Origin of the sequence: Brachybacterium sp. EE-P12, from assembly GCF_003711805.1 — a bacterium.
In the GTDB taxonomy this organism is placed as follows: domain Bacteria; phylum Actinomycetota; class Actinomycetes; order Actinomycetales; family Dermabacteraceae; genus Brachybacterium.
Map to the genome: position 1 here is coordinate 218,185 of NZ_QXCP01000009.1, position 18,337 is coordinate 236,521.

The window sequence follows — 18,337 nt, forward strand, 5'->3', positions numbered from 1 at the left end:
TGGGTTTCCCTCAGACTCTCTTCGGCTCCTCGGACATCGGCCGCCTCAGGCGACCGACCCTCCGAAGATGTCGATGGCTCCGTCGGTCAGGGTCACGATGGCGCGCTTGGTGTCCTTGCGCTTGCCCATCCCGAAGCGCGTGCGGCGCGCCTTGCCCTGACGGTTGATCGTGTTCACCGAGGAGACCTTCACGTCGAAGATCTTCTCGACGGCGATCTTGATCTCGGTCTTGTTGGCGTCGGCAGCCACCACGAAGGTGTACTTGCCCTCGTCCATCAGCCCGTAGCTCTTCTCGGAGACGACCGGGGACAGCAGGACGTCGCGGGGATCCTTGTTCAGCGCGCTCACTTGGCGGCCTCCTCATCGGACGAGGCGGACTCCTTGACCGCGTTCACGAACCCGGCGGCCTTGGCGGCCTCCTCCGTCGCGAACCAGACCTCGGCCTTGGTGCGGCCGTACCACGGGGAGTCCGGGGTGTGGAACTTCTTCGAGCCCTGGTTGCCCTTGATGTCGAAGCCCTCGGGGGCGGAGCCGTCGGCCAGCGGGGCCGCGGAGCCCTCGCCGAACGGGGCGTCCTGCGCGGCGGCGGGAGCAGCAGCGGCGGCCGGGGCCGACGCGGCGGACTTCGCCGCGGCGAAGGTCGAGGTGGGCAGGTTCAGGGAGGCCTGGGCCACGAAGTCCTCGAGCGCACCGGCGGTGAAGACCACGTCGTCGGCGAGCATGACGTCGTAGGTGTTCACCTGGTCCGCGTACAGGACGTGAGCGGCAGGCAGGTTGCGCGTGCTGAGCGCGCCCAGGTCGTCGTCGCGGCGCACGACCACCAGCAGGTGGCGACGGTCGGAGACGTGCGACAGGGTGGTGCGCGCGGCCTTGGTGGACGCGGCCTCGCCCGCCAGGAGCGAGGAGACGACGTGCACGCGGCCGTTGCGGGCCCGGTCGGAGAGGGCACCGCGCAGGGCGGCCGCCTTCATCTTCTTGGGGGTGCGCTGGCCGTAGTCGCGCGGGACGGGGCCGTGGACGGTGCCGCCGCCGGTGAACTGCGGGGCGCGCAGCGAGCCCTGGCGCGCACGGCCGGTGCCCTTCTGCTTCCAGGGCTTCTTGCCGCCGCCGCGCACCTCGGCGCGGGTCTTGGCCTTGTGGGTGCCCTGGCGGGCCGCCGCCTGCTGGGCGACGACGACCTGGTGGATCAGGGCCACGTTGGTCTGGACGTCGAAGATCGACGCAGGCAGCTCGACGGTGCCGGACTTCTTGCCGGCCGGGTCGAGCACGTCGACGGTCAGATTCGCTGCCATCGGGCTCAGGCCTCCTTCGCGGGAGTCTTGACAGCCGAGCGGACCAGCACGAGACCGCCCTTGGGGCCGGGGACGGCACCCTTGACGAGCACGAGGCCCTTCTCGACGTCGACCGCGTGAACGGTCAGGTTCTGGACACTGGTGCGGTCGCCGCCCATGCGGCCAGCCATGCGCTGGCCCTTGAACACGCGACCGGGGGTGGAGGCGCCGCCGATGGAGCCGGGCTTGCGGTGGTTGCGGTGCTGGCCGTGCGTGGCGCTGACGCCCGCGAAGCCGTGACGCTTCATGACACCCGCGGTGCCCTTGCCCTTGGAGGTGCCCACGACGTCGACCTTCTGGCCGGCCTCGAAGACCGAGGCGTCGATCTCCTGGCCGAGCGAGTAGTCGGCGGCGTCGGCGGTGCGCAGCTCGACGAGGTGACGGCGCGGGGTCACGCCGGCCTTCTCGAAGTGGCCCTTGAGCGGCTTGGACACCTTGCGCGGGTCGATCTGCCCGTAGGCGATCTGGACCGCGTCGTAGCCGTCGGTCTCGACGGAGCGGATCTGGGTGACGACGTTCGCGCCGGTCTGCACGACGGTCACGGGGACGAGCTTGCCGCTGTCGTCCCAGACCTGGGTCATGCCGAGCTTGGTGCCGAGCACGCCAGCCACCGGGGCGGCCTTCTGGCCGGTCAGTTCGTTGCTCATCTCCACCACCCTCAGAGCTTGATCTCGATGTTGACGTCCGCCGGCAGGTCGAGACGCATGAGCGAGTCCACGGCCTTGGGCGTGGGATCGACGATGTCGATCAGTCGCTTGTGCGTGCGCATCTCGAAGTGCTCACGGGAGTCCTTGTACTTGTGAGGCGAACGGATCACGCAGAACACGTTCTTCTCGGTCGGCAGCGGCACCGGGCCCACCACAGTCGCGCCCGCGGAGGTCACCGTGTCGACGATCTTGCGCGCCGAGCTGTCGATCACCTCGTGGTCGTACGACTTGAGCCGGATGCGGATCTTCTGTCCCGCCATGGCGTCCTGTCTCTCTTCTCGTCTGGCATGGATGCGGCCTCTCCCCGGTACCCGAGGACGGGCGTGTCGGCCTGTGCGGGGCACACGAGCCCAGCACGGGACCGCCGTGGATCGGCTGCTTCTGCGTCGGATCCCTACCTCTGATGCGCGCTCTGCACGATGGTGCAGTTCGCATCCTCGGGACGGACCTCATCCGGTGATCATTCGCCGAGGAGTTCCTCGGAGAACGGAACCGGGCATGTCGGCCCGCGCAGACAACTCGAACAGTCTGCCAGACATGCGCAGGGCACGACAAGGGAGAGGGCCGTGCACCCCGTCACAACGAGGGTGCCGGGGCCGGCCGGCAGCGGGCGATGGTCACCTACTGGCGCAGGGCGTACCAGTACGCCTATATGGGCACAGCGGGACGCCAGGCGCCAGCACCTGACCGTTCCCCCGGCCGCGGGGCGGGCCGGAGGCGGCGGAAGTGCCGGGGCAGGCGGAGGGCCGGGGCAGACGGAGCTCCCCTGGCGGGCAGAGGGCCGGGCCGCGACGGCGCGACGTGCGCGCCCCCGCGGCCCGGCCCTCGATGCCCTCCCCGTCCCGCGTGCGCGGTCCGGGCTGGGCCTCACTTGTTCGTGCTCGGCCCGAGACCGCCCTGGAGCTGCCGCTGGAAGATCGCGTAGACGATCATCACCGGCAGGATCGTGATGGTCACCGAGGCGAACATCGCGCCCCAGTCCGATTCATAGCCCTGCTGGGCCTGGAGGCTCTTGAGCCCCTGGGCGAGGACGTACTTGTCCCCGTCCGTGTTCAGCACCACCGGGAGCAGGTACTGGTTCCACAGCCCCAGGAAGTTGAAGATCGTGACGCTCATCAGGCCGGGCGCGGCCAGCGGCAGCATGATCTGGAAGAAGGTGCGGAAGTCCCCCGCGCCGTCGATGGCCGCGGCCTCGGAGACCTCTTCCGGCAGCTGCCGGAAGAAGGCGTAGAGGAAGAACACCGTGAACGGGAGCGCGAACCCGACATAGGCCAGGATCAGCCCGAGATAGGTGCCGCGCAGCCCCATGTTCTGCAGCACGAAGAACAGCGGCACCACCGCGAGGAAGATCGGGAACGTGAGCCCCGCGATCATGCCGTAGTAGATGAGCCGCCGACCGGGGAACTCGAAGCGGGCCAGCACGTAGGCGCACATCGCGCCCAGCAGCATGACCAGCACCAGCGCCCCGCCCACGACGATGATCGTGTTGAAGAAGAACCTGCCGATGCCGGCCTCGTTCCACGCCGTGACGAAGTTGTCGAGGTTCAGCGAGGACGGGGGCGCGAACGGCGAGAGCAGGATCTCCCCGGAGGTCTTGAACGAGCTGTAGAAGGTCCACAGCAGCGGCAGGATCACCACGAGCGCCCAGGCGATCAGGACGATGTGGGCGATCGTGGAGAACGCGCGGTCGCCACGGCTGCGGGGGTGCTCACGGGGAGTCACCTGCGTGCCGGTCTCCGCTCGGGTGTCGGTGGTGGTGCTCATCGGTCCTCCTTCGACCGGGAGGCGAACAGGACCACCACGGCCATCAGCATCGTCACCAGCGCCAGGACCACGCCCATGGCGGAGGCGAGGCCGAACTGGGAGCGGGCGAACGCCGTCTCGTAGAGATAGCGGGAGACGACCTCTGTGCTCTTGCCGATCCCGCCCGAGGGCGTCATGACGGAGATGTAGACGAACATGTCCAGCGCCATGATCCCCATGTAGACCACCGCCGTGGAGACGTTCTCGCGGATCTGCGGGAGCACCACCTGGAACGCGAGCCGCGCACGCCCCGCGCCGTCGAGACGGGCCGCCTCGATGGTCTCCGAGGGGATGGCCTTGATCGCGGCGACGAACAGCACCATGTAGAAGCCGACGAGCGACCACACGACCGCCGCGATGATCGCGGCCAGGGCGAAGCGCCGCTCCCCCAGCCAGGCGAGGCCGATGGGGTCGATGTCCGCGCCGAGCTGGTTCAGCAGGCCGACGGGGAGGTTCAGGACGCCGTTCAGCAGCCCGCCGTTGGGCGAGTAGATGAAGGCGAAGAGGATGCCGATCACGACCGCGGGCAGCACGTAGGGGAAGAAGCTCACCACGCGGTAGATGCTCGCCCCCTTGATGCCTCGGATCTCGCCGCGGGAGTCGCCGCCGATCGTCACCATCACCGCGAGGATGAACGCGAGGGTGATCGTCACCGTGGGCAGGATGATCATCAGCAGCAGGTTGTTCGCCAGCGCCTTGCGGTACACCGGGTCCGCGAAGATCGTCCGGTAGTTGTCCAGACCGATGAAGTCGGCGTTCCCGCTCACGCCCCGCCAGCTGGTCAGGGAGTAGTAGAACGCCTGCAGGAACGGCGAGACGACGAAGACGATGTAGACGAGCAGCGGCACCCCGAGGAAGACCGCGAAGAACAGGAGGCGGGACGCGGAGGGCCGCCGCCCGACGCGCCGGCGAGGTGCCGATGCGTCGGACGACGGGCTCTCGAGCGTCGTGGGGACTGCCGTCATCACTCGACGTCGAACTTGTCGACGCTGTCGTCCTCACGGACCCCGTCGACCAGCTCCTGAGAGCGCTCGCGGGCCTCGTCGGCGCCGATGTCGCCGTTGAGGAACTCGTTCCACAGCGGCTTGAAGTCCGTGCCGAGGTTGTACCAGTCCGTGAAGTTCCAGGTGTAGACGTTCTCGCCGGCGGCCTTGATCATCTCGTTGACCGAGGCGAGGGCCGTCGAGCCGAAGGCGTCGTCGGGCACCGAGTCCTTGACGACGGTCGTCGAGGAGGTGACCTTCGCGAAGTTCTGCGCCTGCTCCTTGGAGAGCATCACGCGCAGGAACTCGAGACCGCCCGCGCCGTTCTTCGCCTGGGCGGGCACCTGGAAGGGCTCCCCGGCGGTGCCGTGGATGGCCTCGGCCGGCATGGCCGCCGAGGAGCTGAGCTGCGGCTCGGGGCAGCCGGTCATCTCGTAGTCCTCCGGGGTGACGCCCTTCTGCTCGTTCTCGATCCACGAGCCCGAGGGGTACATCACGGCCTTGCCGCTGACCCACTGGGCCTGGGCGTCGGTGTGCTTGATGCCCGAGCCGCCGGGGAGGAAGAAGTCCGCCTTCACGGCCTCCTCGATCGCGGCGAAGGCCTTCACCACGGCGTCCTGCTCGTAGGCGCCTGCGTCGAGCTTGTCCAGCATCGTCGCGACCTCGGGGCCGCCCTCCTTGACCGCCATCGAGATCGCGAGGGTGTGGTAGTAGTCGGCGGCGTTCTGCCCGCCGTAGGCGAAGAGCGAGAGCTTCTCCTTCTTCGCCTCCTCGCCGATGGTCATGACGTCCTCCCAGGTGACCGGGGCGGACCAGCCCTTCTCCTCGAACTGCTTGGCCGAGTACCACAGGGCGAAGACCGTGTAGACGTAGTTCAGGGAGTAGAGGGTGCCCGAGTAGGTGCCGGGCTCGAGAGCGCCGGGCAGGAGCGAGTCCTCCACGGTGCCGCCGTCCAGCGAGGGCGCCTGGATGAGGGCCGCGAGATCGGAGAGCTGCCCCTCGCTCACCAGCGCCGCGGTGTTCATCGACTGGGCGCCGGAGTTGTCGTAGAGATCCGGCGGCTCGCCCGCGACGAAGCGGGGCTGCAGCTCCGGCTGGATGTCGACGGTCGAGCTGACGTTGACCTCGATGCCCTCGTGCAGGGCTGCCATCGCCTCGCCGGCGTCCTTGGCGTACTGGTCGCCGTAGCCGCCGTCGAAGATGACGACCTCGACGGGCTTCGAGGGATCCACGCCGAAGGGGTTGTCGTCGGAGACCTCCCCACCGCCCTCGGCGACGTCGCCGCCGCTGTCGTCGTCGTCCCCGCCGCCGCCGGTCGCGCAGGCGCTCAGCGCGACCGCGCCGGTGCCCAGGGAGGCGAGGGAGAGGAAGCGACGGCGCGATGCGGCGAGCCGGTCGAGCGGGGTCTCGAGGGACTCGGTGGAGCTCTCGGGGGATTCGTGCTGGGTGGACATGGTGGTCACGCTCCGGTCGTTGTTCGTCGGTGAATAACGAGTGCTGATGTGGAGCGTAGTACCTTTCACACTGCTGTCCTGCATTTCGGCGCGCCCGCTCCCAGATCGTGATCTGCCGGTGCCCAGCGGACTCCGGGGCGCCTGGTCTACCGTGGGCGCCATGAGCCAGCCCCCGCAGAGCCACCGCCCGGCATCGCCACTCACCGCGCGCCTGTACGACCTCGAGTACCCGCGCTCCCTGGGCGTGTACAGCACGTACCAGGAGGTGCAGTCCGTCGTCGACACGCTCGCCGATCGCGAGTTCCCGGTGCAGTCCACTCTGATCGTGGGCACCGATCTGAAGCTCATGGAGCGGGTGACCGGCCGGCGCACCTGGCCGAAGGTGATCGGTCAGGGCGTGCTCTCGGGCCTGTGGATGGGCCTGTTCCTGGGGCTGCTGTTCATGCTGATCACGCCCGGTGACCTGATGATCGTGATCTCGAGCGTGCTGATGGGCATCGTGTTCTTCACCGTCTGGTCGGTGATCGGCTACGCGATGACCGGCGGGAAGCGCGACTTCACCTCGATGACCGCCACCATCCCGATGCAGTACGAGCTGCTGGTGGAGCACAAGCACGCCCAGCAGGCCCGGCAGATCCTCGCGGAGACCGGAGCCGCGCCGGCACACGCCCCGACGCCCGCCACGGGGCCGGTTCCCGTCTCCCCGCAGGCCGCGGGTCGCTTCGGCACCTCCGCTCCCTCCCCCTCGGCCGGATACGGAGCGCCCTCCGCGGCGCAGGGCGCGGCGGCTCAGGGCGCGGCGGCTCAGCAGGCGGCACCGGGCTCGCAGACGACGAGCGGTCGGTACGGCGCTCCCGCCGCCCAGGAGGGGACGGCGCCGGAGGCGCGCCCGCACCGCCCGAGCTTCGGGCGGCCGGCGAGCACTCCCCCGCAGGACTCCCCCGCCGACGGCGCCGCTCCCGGCGAGGGCCGCCCGCCTGCCGCCGGAGCCCGCCAGGACGACGCCCCGGAGCGCTGAGCAGCACCGACCCCCACGATGCCCCCGCGCCGAGAGCCTCGGCACGGGGGCATCGTGCCGCACGGGCGGAGGTCCTCCCCGGGCGGGACGGAGTCGCGGGCGGGAGCGCTCGGGCGGGCGCGCCCGGGGCGGGAGCGCTCGGGGCGGGAGCGGGCCGATGGTCAGGTGCTGGCGCATGGCGTCCCAGTACGGCCATATAGCCGTAGTGGGACGCCATGCGCCAGCAGATGACCAGACACAGCGACCCGGGGCACGCCGGAGCGGGTGAGGTGGCACGGACCATCGACGAACCCCTCGGCGCCGCGCTGCAGCGGCCTCCCACCGCATCATCGGCAGCGCCGTCCGGGCATGGGGAAGGCCCCGCACCGGCGAACCGGTGCGGGGCCTTCCTGTGCGCGGCGCCCCGGAGGGGCGAGCCGCGTCAGCGGGCGCTGGCCCGCTCAGATCACTTGATGATCTTGGTGACGCGGCCGGAGCCCACGGTGCGGCCACCCTCACGGATGGCGAAGCCGAGGCCCTCCTCCATGGCGATCGGCTGGATGAGCTCGACCGTCATCTCGGTGTTGTCGCCGGGCATGACCATCTCGGTGCCCTCGGGCAGCGTGATGACGCCGGTGACGTCGGTGGTCCGGAAGTAGAACTGCGGACGGTAGTTCGAGTAGAACGGGTTGTGGCGGCCGCCCTCGTCCTTGGACAGGATGTAGACCTGCGCCTCGAAGTTGGTGTGCGGGGTGATGGAGCCCGGCTTCACCACGACCTGGCCGCGCTCGACGTCCTCGCGCTTGGTGCCGCGGAGCAGCAGGCCGCAGTTCTCGCCGGCCCACGCCTCGTCCATCTGCTTGTGGAACATCTCGATGCCGGTGACCGTGGTCTTCTGGGGCGCACGGATGCCGACGATCTCGATCTCGGAGTTGATCGCGAGCTTGCCGCGGTCCACCTTGCCGGTGACGACGGTGCCGCGACCCTGGATCGTGAAGACGTCCTCGATCGGCATGAGGAAGGGCTGGTCGAGGTCACGGACCGGGTCCGGGATCTTCTCGTCCACCGCGTCCATGAGGTCCTCGACGGACTTGACCCACTTGGGGTCGCCCTCGAGCGCCTTGAGCGCGGAGACCTGGATGACCGGCGCCTCCTCGTCGAAGCCCTGGGAGCCCAGCATCTCGCGGACCTCCATCTCGACGAGCTCGAGGATCTCCTCGTCCTCGACCATGTCGGACTTGTTGAGAGCGGCGAGCAGGTAGGGGACGCCGACCTGCTTCGCGAGCAGCACGTGCTCACGGGTCTGGGCCATGGGGCCGTCGGTGGCGGCGACCACGAGGATGGCGCCGTCCATCTGCGCCGCACCGGTGATCATGTTCTTCACGTAGTCGGCGTGGCCGGGCGCGTCGACGTGCGCGTAGTGGCGCTTGTCGGTCTCGTACTCGATGTGCGAGACGTTGATCGTGATGCCGCGCTGCTTCTCCTCGGGCGCGTTGTCGATCGTGTCGAAGTCACGCTTCTCGTTGAGCTCCGGGAACTTGTCGTACAGGACCTTGGAGATCGCGGCGCTCAGCGTGGTCTTGCCGTGGTCGACGTGACCGATGGTGCCGATGTTGACGTGCGGCTTGGTCCGCTCGAACTTGGCCTTGGCCATTGTGGTGTCCTCCTAGGACTTCTTCTCGTGGTACTTCTGGATCGGGATCGGATCCCCTCCGCGAGGAAGGGTTCCGAGGGAAGCGGGGGAACAGGAGAAGGAGCCTACCTGCTCCCCCGGCCTCTCACTCGCCCCGGGTCTTCGCGACGATCTCGTCAGCGATGCTGGACGGGACCTCCGCGTAGCTGTCGAACTGCATCGTGTACATCGCGCGACCCTGGGTCTTGGACCGCAGGTCGCCGACGTACCCGAACATCTCCGACAGCGGGACGAGAGCACGGACGATCTTGACCCCGCTCGCGTCCTCCATCGACTGGACCTGCCCGCGACGCGAGTTCAGGTCGCCGATGACATCTCCCATGTACTCCTCAGGAGTACGGACCTCGACGTCCATGAGCGGCTCGAGGAGGACCGGCTGCGCCTTGCGCAGGGCCTCCTTGGCCGCCATGGAGCCGGCGATCTTGAAGGCCATCTCCGAGGAGTCGACGTCGTGGTAGGCGCCGTCGAGCAGCGTGGCCTTCACGTTCACGACCGGGTAGCCGGCCATGATGCCGCCCTGGAGGGCGTCCTGGATGCCCGCGTCCACGCTCGGGATGTACTCGCGCGGGATGCGACCGCCGGTGACCTTGTTCTCGAACTCGTAGAACACGCCGTCCTCGGCATCGGTCAGCGGGCCGAAGGTGATCTGGACCTTCGCGAACTGGCCGGAGCCGCCGGTCTGCTTCTTGTGGGTGAAGTCGAACTTCTCCACCGTCCGCTTGATCGTCTCGCGGTAGGCCACCTGCGGCTTGCCGATGTTCGCCTCGACGTTGAACTCGCGGCGCATGCGGTCCACGAGCACGTCGAGGTGCAGCTCGCCCATGCCGCGGATGACGGTCTGGCCGGTCTCCTCGTCGAGCTCCACCTGGAAGGTCGGATCCTCCTTGGCGAGCTTCTGGATGGCCACGCCCAGCTTCTCCTGGTCGCCCTTGGTCTTGGGCTCGATGGCCACGGAGATCACGGGCTCCGGGAAGCTCATCGACTCCAGCTGGATCGGGTTCGCCGAATCGGTCAGGGTGTCACCGGTGGTGGTGTCCTTCAGGCCGATGAACGCGTAGATGTGGCCGGCGAAGGCCTCGTCGACGGGGTTCTCCTTGTTGGAGTGCATCTGGAAGAGCTTCCCGACGCGCTCCTTCTTGCCGGTGGTGGCGTTGAGGATCTGCTCGCCCTGCTTGACCTGGCCCGAGTAGACGCGGACGTAGGTGAGCGACCCGAAGAACGGGTGCGCGGCGACCTTGAACGCGAGACCCGAGAACGGCGCGTCCCAGTCCGCGGCGCGGGTCAGCTCGACCGACTCGTCGCCCGGCTTGTGGCCGACCATGTCGGGCACGTCCAGCGGCGAGGGCAGGTAGTCGACGACACCGTTCAGGACGGGCTGGACGCCCTTGTTCTTGAAGGCGGTGCCGCAGAAGACCGGGTAGGCCTCCGAGGAGATGGTGAGCCGGCGGATGCCGGCCTTCAGCTCCTCGACCGTGAGGTCGCCGTCCTCGAGGTACTTGTCCATGAGCTCCTCGGAGCTCTCGGCGACGTCCTCGACGAGCTTGGCGCGGTACTCGTCGACGGTGTCCTGGAGGTCCTCCGGGATCGGGATCTCGCGCTGCCACTGGCCGAGCGCCGGATCACCCTTCTTGGAGTTGATCGCCTTCATGTCCTCCTCGAGCGTCTCGGGCCACTCGTAGGCCTTCATCTCGACGAGATCGACGACGCCGCGGAAGTCGTTCTCCGCGCCGATCGGGACCTGCATGACCAGCGGCTTCGCGCCGAGGCGGTCGACGATCGTCTTCACGGTGAAGAAGAAGTCGGCGCCCAGCTTGTCCATCTTGTTGACGAAGCAGATGCGGGGGACGTCGTACTTGTCGGCCTGGCGCCAGACGGTCTCCGACTGGGGCTCCACGCCCTCCTTGCCGTCGAACACCGCGACGGCGCCGTCGAGCACGCGGAGCGAGCGCTCCACCTCGACGGTGAAGTCGACGTGGCCGGGGGTGTCGATGATGTTGATCTGGTTGTCGTGCCAGTAGCAGGTCGTCGCGGCCGACGTGATCGTGATGCCGCGCTCCTTCTCCTGCTCCATCCAGTCCATCGTGCCGGCGCCGTCATGGGTCTCGCCCATCTTGTAGTTCACGCCGGTGTAGAAGAGGATGCGCTCGGTCGTGGTGGTCTTGCCGGCATCGATGTGAGCCATGATGCCGATGTTGCGGACCTTGGTGAGGTCGCTGAGCACTTCGAGTGCCACGGGCTTGTGCCTTTCTGGAGAACGGGTGCTGCAGGAGCCGCCGGGAGGCGATCGGTGGGGCCCGCCCCGAAGGAGCGGACCCCACCGTGCTCTCACCAGCGGTAGTGAGCGAAGGCCCGGTTGGACTCGGCCATCTTGTGAGTGTCCTCGCGGCGCTTGACAGCGGCGCCGAGGCCGTTGCTGGCGTCGAGGATCTCGTTCATCAGACGCTCGGTCATGGTGTTCTCGCGGCGCGCGCGGGAGTAGCTGACCAGCCAGCGCAGCGCGAGGGTGGTGGAGCGGCCGGGCTTGACCTCGATCGGCACCTGGTAGGTCGCACCGCCGACGCGGCGGGAGCGGACCTCGAGGGACGGCCGGATGTTGTCCAGCGCCTTCTTCAGGGTGACGACCGGGTCCTGGCCGTTCTTCTCACGGGCGCCCTCGAGCGCTCCGTAGACGATCCCCTCGGCGACGGTCTTCTTGCCGTCCAGGAGGATCTTGTTGATGAGCTGGGTGACGATCGGCGAGCCGTAGACCGGGTCGACGACGAGCTGGCGCTTGGGAGCGGGGCCCTTACGAGGCATTACTTCTTCTCCTTCTTCGCGCCGTAGCGGGAGCGCGCCTGCTGGCGGCCCTTGACGGCCTGGGTGTCCAGGGCGCCTCGCACGATCTTGTAGCGGACACCGGGCAGGTCCTTCACACGGCCGCCGCGGACGAGCACGATCGAGTGCTCCTGCAGGTTGTGACCCTCACCGGGGATGTAGGCGGTGACCTCGACGCCGGTGGAGAGCTTCACGCGCGCGATCTTGCGCAGCGCGGAGTTCGGCTTCTTGGGGGTCTGGGTGTAGACGCGCGTGCAGACGCCGCGGCGCTGGGGAGACCCCTTGAGCGCAGGCGTCTTCGAGGCGGACGACCGGGCGTCCCGCCCCTTGCGCACCAGCTGCTGGATAGTGGGCACAGCTTCTCTTCCTGTTCGGCCACCGGGACTGTTCGTCCCGCTGGATCGACTTCTTCGACCGCTCGCGCGGCCTGCGACCCGATCCGCCGCCCCATGGCCCGGGGCTCGGCGGGTCGACCCGCCCGCCAGGTGATGGCACCTGCCGGGCGTCCTGGAGGACCGTGATCGGTGCCCGCGGGCCGGGGCCGGGCCTGGCCGCCTTCTCGCTTTCGGGCACGCCGCGAGGATCCGCTCCTCGCGGGGGACTCCCCCGCCGCTCCGTGGAGCGGCGGTCCTGTCCCGGTCACGACCAGAGGGCACTCCGGACGCGTCACAGATTCTACTGACGCCCGCGCGGCAGGGTCAAAGCTTCCGGAGTCTTCCGACGCAGATCACATGACGGCATGTGGCCTGGAGCTTGCATCGGGGCGAACGGGCGAGGTAAGCCGCGCAGGACGCGACGAGCGCGCCGCCCTCGTGGGCGGCGCGCTCGTCGGCGGTGGAGATGACCGTGCGGTCGATCAGCAGCGTTCTTGCGCTGATCTCCTATCTCTCGTCCCTCGCGATACGTCGATCAGCAGGTCAGCGGATGCCGAGCTGGGAGGTGCAGGAGGGCCAGGCGCCCCAGCCCTGGTTGGCCTGGACCTTCTTGGCGATGTCGATCTGCTGCTCGCGGGTGGCGAGATCGGCGCGGGAGGCGTACTTCGTACCGCCGTAGGCAGCCCAGGTCTGCTGGTTGAACTGGATGCCGCCGTAGTAGCCGTTGCCGGTGTTGATGGACCAGTTGCCGCCGGACTCGCACTGGGCGAGGCGATCCCACACCCCGCCCGAGGCGGCGGCCGGGGCGGAGGCGCCGGTGTTGCCGGAGTCGGACGTGGACTCGGACTTCGACTCCGACTTCGACGAGGAGTCGGAGTCCTCCGTGGAGCTGCGCTCGGAGCTGCGGTTGGACTTGGTGTCCGACTCGCGCTTCTCGGTCTTCTGGGCCGACGGGGCCTCCTCGACCTCGGGCTCCGGCTCGGGGGCCGGCTTGGTGCCCTTGACGACGACCTGGGTGACGGGCTCGGCGACGACCTCCTCGGAGACCAGCTCGGAGTCGGTCACCTCGCCGTCGACGACCTTGTCGGTGTAGACCTTCTCGGTCTCGCCGACCTTGCCCTCGGTCTTCGTATTCGTGGTGCCCTCGGTGAGGGAGTCGTCCTCGACGGTCTTCGTCTCGAACGGGATCTCCTCGGACTCCGTGCGCTCCTTCTCGCGGATGCGCTGGACCGTGTAGGTCTCGCCGTCCTCGAGCAGCTCGTCGCGGGGGACGTCGGCCTTGTCGGTGTCCTCGATGTTGCCGAGCACCTTCTCCATCGCCTCGCCCACGGTGAGGGCGGTGACGTCGAAGGTGTCCTTGCCGTACTGGCCGACGAAGGTGACCGTCTTCTGGGTGACCACGGAGACCTGGCCGTCGGTGTCGTCGAGGGCGGTCTCGGGCTCGGGGCTGATCTTCGCGCCCTCGGCCTCGTAGTCGGTCTCCGCGAGCGCGTCGGCGACGGTGTCACCGGTGGTGAGCAGCTCCTGGTCCTCGCCGTCGATCGTGATGGTGACGGGGGTGCGCTGGACGACCTGGATGTCGATGCCGTCGGTGACGAGCTCCTCGAGGCCCGGGGTCACGAGGTCGGTGTCCTTGACCTCGATGCCCTGCGCGGCGAGGAGGTCGCCGACGGTGGGCTGGGAGAAGACGCGGACCGCGGACTCCTCGCCGTAGGCGCTGATCTGGGCCTCGTTGGACATCGCGAAGGCGGTGCCGCCTCCACCCACGGCCACGACGCACACGGTCGCGGCGCCGACGATCCACGGAGTCTTCTTCACTGTTCCACCTGTTCCCTGCCGCACGTGCGGCGTTCGCGTGTCGTTCCCTGAGCTTCGGACCCCGCTCGGCGGGATCTGCAGCTCCGGCACGCGCGCACCATCACGGAGAGGTGCATCAGGAAAGGTCGCGCGGGAACTGCCGGAAGCCATGCTTCCGTTCTTCTCGGGATGACGTAAGGGGACGGACCGGACTTTGGACAAGCGCCCACGAGGCCTTTACCGTCTCGTGAAGTTCGGCGTCCGACAGGTCACGCCGAGGTGCCTGGAGGATGGCGCGGAGGCGACCTGGGCCACGTATCCGCCCGCCCCTGCCCGTCCGCGCTCGCCCGACGACGCGGGTGCGCTGTCAGGGGTTGCCGCCGGCCGGGTGCGCAGACGCCGCGGGGCGGCCCCACCGTGTGGTGGGACCGCCCCGCGGCGTTCTCGGTCAGCGGGCGCTCAGCACCCGCTCACCGCTGCTCCGTCACCGGAAGTCGGTGCGGAAGGGATCGGCGTAGTCGATGTCGTCGAGGTTGACCGCGCCGGTCTGGCCGAAGCCGGAGAAGTCCAGCTCGTCGTAGCCCGGCACCTGGTACATCTGCGCCTTCGCCTCGTCGGTGGGCTCGACCGCGATGCGGCGGAACCGCGACAGGCCGGTGCCCGCCGGGATGAGCTTGCCGATGATGACGTTCTCCTTGAGCCCCATGAGCTGGTCGCTCTTGCGATTCAGGGCGGCCTCGGTGAGCACGCGGGTGGTCTCCTGGAAGGAGGCCGCCGAGAGCCACGACTCGGTCGCGAGCGACGCCTTGGTGATGCCCATCAGCTCCGGACGGCCCGAGGCCGGCTGACCGCCCTCGGAGAGGACCCGACGGTTCTCCCGCTCGAAGGTGACGCGCTCGGCGAAGTCGCCCGGCAGCAGATCGGTGTCGCCCGACTCGATGACCGTCACGCGGCGGAGCATCTGCCGCACGATGACCTCGATGTGCTTGGCGTGGATGTCCACGCCCTGGGAGATGTACACCTTCTGGACCTCGTCCACGAGGTGCTGCTGCACCGCGCGGGGGCCGAGGATGCGCAGCACCTGCTTCGGGTCGACGGAGCCCTGGGTGAGCTGCTGGCCGACCTCGATGTGGTCGCCGTCGGCGATCAGCAGGGTGACGCGCTTGGAGACGGTGTAGGTCACCTCGTCCGAGCCGTCGTCCGGCGTGACCGTGATCCGACGCTGCTTGTCGTTCTCCTCGATCGCGGCGCGGCCGGCGAACTCGGAGATCGGCGCGAAGCCGGCCGGGGTGCGGGCCTCGAAGAGCTCCTGCACACGCGGCAGACCGTGCGTGATGTCGCCGTCGGCGCTGGCCACACCACCGGAGTGGAAGGTGCGCATGGTCAGCTGCGTGCCGGGCTCGCCGATGGACTGCGCCGCGACGATGCCGACGGCCTCGCCGATGTCGACCAGCTGGCCGGTGGCGAGCGACTTGCCGTAGCACTGGGCGCAGGTGCCCACCGCCGAGTCGCAGGTCAGCACGGAGCGGATCTTCACCTCGCGCACGCCGGCCTCGACGAGCTGCTCGATGAGCACGTCGCCGAGCTCGGTGCCCGCGGGTGCCGCCTCGGTGCCGTCGGCCCCGATCGCGGCGGTCGCCAGCACACGGCCGTAGACCGTGGACTCCGCGTGCTCGTGGGGGCGCAGCACGCCGCCCTCCTCGACCGCGATCGGCAGGACCAGGCCCTTCGTGGTGCCGCAGTCGTCCTCGCGGACGATGACGTCCTGCGAGACGTCGACCAGACGTCGGGTCAGGTAGCCCGACTGGGCGGTCTTCAGCGCCGTGTCCGCCAGGCCCTTGCGGGAGCCGTGCGAGGCGATGAAGTACTCCAGGACCGACAGCCCCTCCTTGTAGTTGGAGAGGATCGGGCGCGGGATGATCTCACCCTTGGGGTTGTTCACCAGGCCGCGCATGCCGGCGATCTGGCGGATCTGCATCCAGTTGCCTCGGGCGCCGGAGTCCACCATGCGGTAGATGGTGTTGGTCGGCTCGAAGTTCGCCCGCATGGCCTGGTCGACCTCGTTGGTCGCCTCGGTCCAGATGTCGATGAGCTCCATGTTGCGCTCGGACTCGGAGACCAGGCCCAGGTCACGGTTCTCCTGGACCTGCGCGGCCTTCGCCTCGTACTTCGCGATGATCTCCGCCTTCGCAGGCGGGGTCACGACGTCGGACAGCGCGAAGGACGCGCCCGATCGGGTCGACCACGAGAAGCCGTAGGCCTTCAGCGCGTCCAGGGACGCGGCGACCTGGCCCTTGTCGTAGCGCTCGGCGAGAGCGTTGACGATCCCGCCCAGACGCTTCTTGCCGACCTGGCCCTGCACGAAGGGGAAGTCCTCCGGCAGCGTCTCGTTGAAGTACACCGCGCCCAGGGTGGTGGTCAGGACGATCGGATCGCCCTCGGACCAGCCCTCCGGGGCCTGCCAGTCGCTCGGCGGGACGATGTCCTCGAAGCGGATGGAGACCGGGGCGTTCAGATGCAGCTCGCCGCGGTCGTGGGCCATGATCGCCTCGGCGACGGAGGCGAAGGAGCGACCGGCGCCCTCGACCTCCTCGCGCACCGTGGTGATGTGGTACAGGCCGATGATCATGTCCTGCGCGGGCATGGTGACCGGGCGGCCGTCGGAGGGCTTCAGGATGTTGTTCGAGGACAGCATCAGGATGCGCGCCTCGGCCTGCGCCTCCGCGGACAGCGGCAGGTGCACGGCCATCTGGTCGCCGTCGAAGTCCGCGTTGAAGGCGGCGCACACCAGCGGGTGCAGGTGGATCGCCTTGCCCTCGACGAGCTGCGGCTCGAAGGCCTGGATGCCCAGGCGGTGCAGCGTCGGCGCACGGTTCAGCAGCACCGGGTGCTCGGTGATGACCTCCTCGAGCACGTCCCAGACCTCGGGACGGGCGCGCTCGACCATGCGCTTGGCGGCCTTGACGTTCTGGGCGTGGCTGAGCTCGACCAGGCGCTTCATGACGAAGGGCTTGAACAGCTCGAGCGCCATGCCCTTGGGCAGACCGCACTGGTGCAGCTTCAGCTGCGGGCCGTTGACGATCACGGAGCGGGCGGAGTAGTCCACGCGCTTGCCGAGCAGGTTCTGGCGGAAGCGCCCCTGCTTGCCCTTGAGCATGTCCGAGAGCGACTTCAGCGGGCGGTTGCCCGGACCGGTCACCGGGCGGCCGCGGCGGCCGTTGTCGAACAGCGAGTCGACCGACTCCTGCAGCATGCGCTTCTCGTTGTTCACGATGATCTCGGGCGCGCCGAGATCCAGCAGCCGCTTGAGGCGGTTGTTGCGGTTGATCACGCGGCGGTACAGGTCGTTGAGGTCGGAGGTCGCGAATCGGCCGCCGTCCAGCTGCACCATCGGGCGCAGGTCCGGCGGGATCACCGGGACCGCGTCCAGCACCATGCCGACGGGAGAGTTCGTGGTGGTGAGGAAGGCGGAGACGACCTTGAGGCGCTTGAGCGCGCGGGCCTTCTTCTGCCCCTTGCCGGTGGCGATGACCTCGCGCAGCGAGGCCGCCTCGGCCTCGAGGTCGAAGTCGGCGAGGCGACGCTGGATCGCCTCGGCGCCCATGCCGCCCTCGAAGTACGTGCCGTAGCGGAGCTTCATCGCGCGGTAGAGCTGCTCATCGCCCTCGAGGTCGGCGACCTTGAGGGTCTTGAAGCGCTCCCACACGCGGGTGATGCGGTCGATCTCCGCGTCGTACTTCTTGCGGATCTGGGCCTGCTCGCGCTCGGAGGAGTCGCGGACCTTGCGCTTCGCGTCGGCCTTGGCGCCCTCCTCCTCGAGCTGGGCGAGGTCCTTCTCCGCGGTGACGGCGCGCTGGTTGATCGCGGCGTCGCGCTCGCTGCCGAGCTCCTTGACCTCGAGGTCGAAGCGGGCCTGCAGATCGGGCATGTCGTCGTGGCGGGCCTGCTCGTCCACGTCGGTGATCATGTACGCGGCGAAGTAGATGATCTTCTCGAGATCCTTCGGCGCGAGGTCCAGCAGGTAGCCGAGACGGCTCGGCACGCCCTTGAAGTACCAGATGTGGGTGACGGGGGCCGCGAGCTCCACGTGGCCCATGCGCTCACGGCGCACGGAGGACTTGGTGACCTCCACGCCGCAGCGCTCGCAGACGATGCCCTTGAAGCGGACGCGCTTGTACTTGCCGCAGTAGCACTCCCAGTCCCGGGTGGGACCGAAGATGCGCTCGCAGAACAGGCCGTCCATCTCGGGCTTCAGGGTGCGGTAGTTGATGGTCTCGGGCTTCTTGACCTCGCCGTGGGACCAGCCGCGGATGTCATCGGCGGTCGCGAGGCCGATGCGCAGCTCATCGAAGGTGTTGACGTCGAGCACAGGTGTCCTTCTCTC

14 protein-coding genes are annotated in these 18,337 nt (G+C 68.7%); 1 reads left to right on the top strand and 13 read right to left on the bottom strand.

Translation table 11 applies throughout. The annotated features are described in order from the left end of the window. Positions 1 to 45: 45 nt before the first annotated feature. From rplW to ngcE, 7 genes are all read right to left on the bottom strand, one after another. Entirely contained in the window at positions 46 to 348 is a 303-nt protein-coding gene (rplW, locus tag D1648_RS13250; RefSeq protein ID WP_122942611.1) for a 50S ribosomal protein L23, read from the bottom strand. Further along, complete coding sequence (gene rplD, locus D1648_RS13255) at positions 345 to 1,292, bottom strand: 50S ribosomal protein L4 (RefSeq protein WP_122942613.1); 948 nt, start codon at positions 1,290 to 1,292, stop codon at positions 345 to 347. The genes rplW and rplD overlap by 4 nt, the downstream gene beginning before the upstream one ends. Positions 1,293 to 1,297: 5 nt before the next feature. Further along, positions 1,298 to 1,978 (bottom strand): 50S ribosomal protein L3, encoded by a 681-nt coding sequence (gene rplC, locus D1648_RS13260; protein WP_122943323.1) that lies wholly within the window; start codon positions 1,976 to 1,978, stop codon positions 1,298 to 1,300. 11 nt (positions 1,979 to 1,989) lie between these two features. Further along, positions 1,990 to 2,298, bottom strand: a complete 309-nt coding sequence (rpsJ, locus tag D1648_RS13265; protein WP_015776378.1) for a 30S ribosomal protein S10 — start codon at positions 2,296 to 2,298, stop codon at positions 1,990 to 1,992. A gap of 607 nt (positions 2,299 to 2,905) precedes the next feature. Then, a complete protein-coding gene (locus tag D1648_RS13270; RefSeq protein WP_122942615.1) occupies positions 2,906 to 3,802 on the bottom strand; it encodes a carbohydrate ABC transporter permease in 897 nt (298 codons plus the stop codon). Next, on the bottom strand, positions 3,799 to 4,806 hold the full coding sequence (locus tag D1648_RS13275) for a carbohydrate ABC transporter permease (RefSeq protein WP_122942617.1): 1,008 nt from the start codon (positions 4,804 to 4,806) through the stop codon (positions 3,799 to 3,801). The genes D1648_RS13270 and D1648_RS13275 overlap by 4 nt, the downstream gene beginning before the upstream one ends. Beyond that, positions 4,806 to 6,278: an N-acetylglucosamine/diacetylchitobiose ABC transporter substrate-binding protein gene (ngcE, locus tag D1648_RS13280; protein ID WP_122943325.1), complete on the bottom strand. Its 1,473-nt coding sequence runs from the start codon at positions 6,276 to 6,278 to the stop codon at positions 4,806 to 4,808. The genes D1648_RS13275 and ngcE overlap by 1 nt, the downstream gene beginning before the upstream one ends. Positions 6,279 to 6,438: 160 nt before the next feature. Here ngcE and D1648_RS13285 point away from each other — a divergent pair, with 160 nt between their 5' ends. Beyond that, on the top strand, positions 6,439 to 7,296 hold the full coding sequence (locus D1648_RS13285; RefSeq protein WP_122942618.1) for a general stress protein: 858 nt from the start codon (positions 6,439 to 6,441) through the stop codon (positions 7,294 to 7,296). A 445-nt stretch (positions 7,297 to 7,741) separates the two neighbouring features. On the opposite strand, the gene tuf is transcribed toward D1648_RS13285, so the two are convergent. The 6 genes from tuf to D1648_RS13315 form a co-directional block, all read right to left on the bottom strand. Beyond that, positions 7,742 to 8,929: an elongation factor Tu gene (tuf, locus tag D1648_RS13290; protein ID WP_122942620.1), complete on the bottom strand. Its 1,188-nt coding sequence runs from the start codon at positions 8,927 to 8,929 to the stop codon at positions 7,742 to 7,744. Between the two features lie 124 nt (positions 8,930 to 9,053). Further along, complete coding sequence (fusA, locus tag D1648_RS13295; protein WP_122942622.1) at positions 9,054 to 11,201, bottom strand: elongation factor G; 2,148 nt, start codon at positions 11,199 to 11,201, stop codon at positions 9,054 to 9,056. A gap of 92 nt (positions 11,202 to 11,293) precedes the next feature. Next, on the bottom strand, positions 11,294 to 11,764 hold the full coding sequence (rpsG, locus tag D1648_RS13300) for a 30S ribosomal protein S7 (protein ID WP_010550341.1): 471 nt from the start codon (positions 11,762 to 11,764) through the stop codon (positions 11,294 to 11,296). Further along, positions 11,764 to 12,138 carry a 30S ribosomal protein S12 gene (gene rpsL / locus D1648_RS13305; RefSeq protein WP_053917140.1) on the bottom strand — a complete coding sequence of 125 codons (375 nt, stop codon included), beginning with the start codon at positions 12,136 to 12,138 and terminating at the stop codon, positions 11,764 to 11,766. Before rpsL ends, rpsG begins: the two co-directional genes overlap by 1 nt. Before the next feature lie 561 nt (positions 12,139 to 12,699). After that, the gene (locus D1648_RS18445; protein ID WP_122942625.1) at positions 12,700 to 13,974 is read right to left on the bottom strand and encodes a resuscitation-promoting factor; all 1,275 of its coding nucleotides are present in this window, start codon (positions 13,972 to 13,974) and stop codon (positions 12,700 to 12,702) included. Positions 13,975 to 14,437: 463 nt separating this feature from the next. Then, entirely contained in the window at positions 14,438 to 18,322 is a 3,885-nt protein-coding gene (locus tag D1648_RS13315) for a DNA-directed RNA polymerase subunit beta' (protein WP_122942627.1), read from the bottom strand. Between the last annotated feature and the right edge of the window lie 15 nt (positions 18,323 to 18,337).

What these genes read in the sequence shown, in the direction of transcription:
- rpsG (WP_010550341.1), bottom strand. Translation starts at nt 11,764, where the DNA reads ATGCCTCGTAAGGGCCCCGCTCCCAAGCGCCAGCTCGTCGTCGACCCG.
- rplC (WP_122943323.1), bottom strand. Translation starts at nt 1,978, where the DNA reads ATGAGCAACGAACTGACCGGCCAGAAGGCCGCCCCGGTGGCTGGCGTG.
- rpsJ (WP_015776378.1), bottom strand. Translation starts at nt 2,298, where the DNA reads ATGGCGGGACAGAAGATCCGCATCCGGCTCAAGTCGTACGACCACGAG.
- D1648_RS13285 (WP_122942618.1), top strand. Translation starts at nt 6,439, where the DNA reads ATGAGCCAGCCCCCGCAGAGCCACCGCCCGGCATCGCCACTCACCGCG.
- rplD (WP_122942613.1), bottom strand. Translation starts at nt 1,292, where the DNA reads ATGGCAGCGAATCTGACCGTCGACGTGCTCGACCCGGCCGGCAAGAAG.
- D1648_RS13270 (WP_122942615.1), bottom strand. Translation starts at nt 3,802, where the DNA reads ATGAGCACCACCACCGACACCCGAGCGGAGACCGGCACGCAGGTGACT.
- tuf (WP_122942620.1), bottom strand. Translation starts at nt 8,929, where the DNA reads ATGGCCAAGGCCAAGTTCGAGCGGACCAAGCCGCACGTCAACATCGGC.
- ngcE (WP_122943325.1), bottom strand. Translation starts at nt 6,278, where the DNA reads ATGTCCACCCAGCACGAATCCCCCGAGAGCTCCACCGAGTCCCTCGAG.
- D1648_RS13275 (WP_122942617.1), bottom strand. Translation starts at nt 4,806, where the DNA reads ATGACGGCAGTCCCCACGACGCTCGAGAGCCCGTCGTCCGACGCATCG.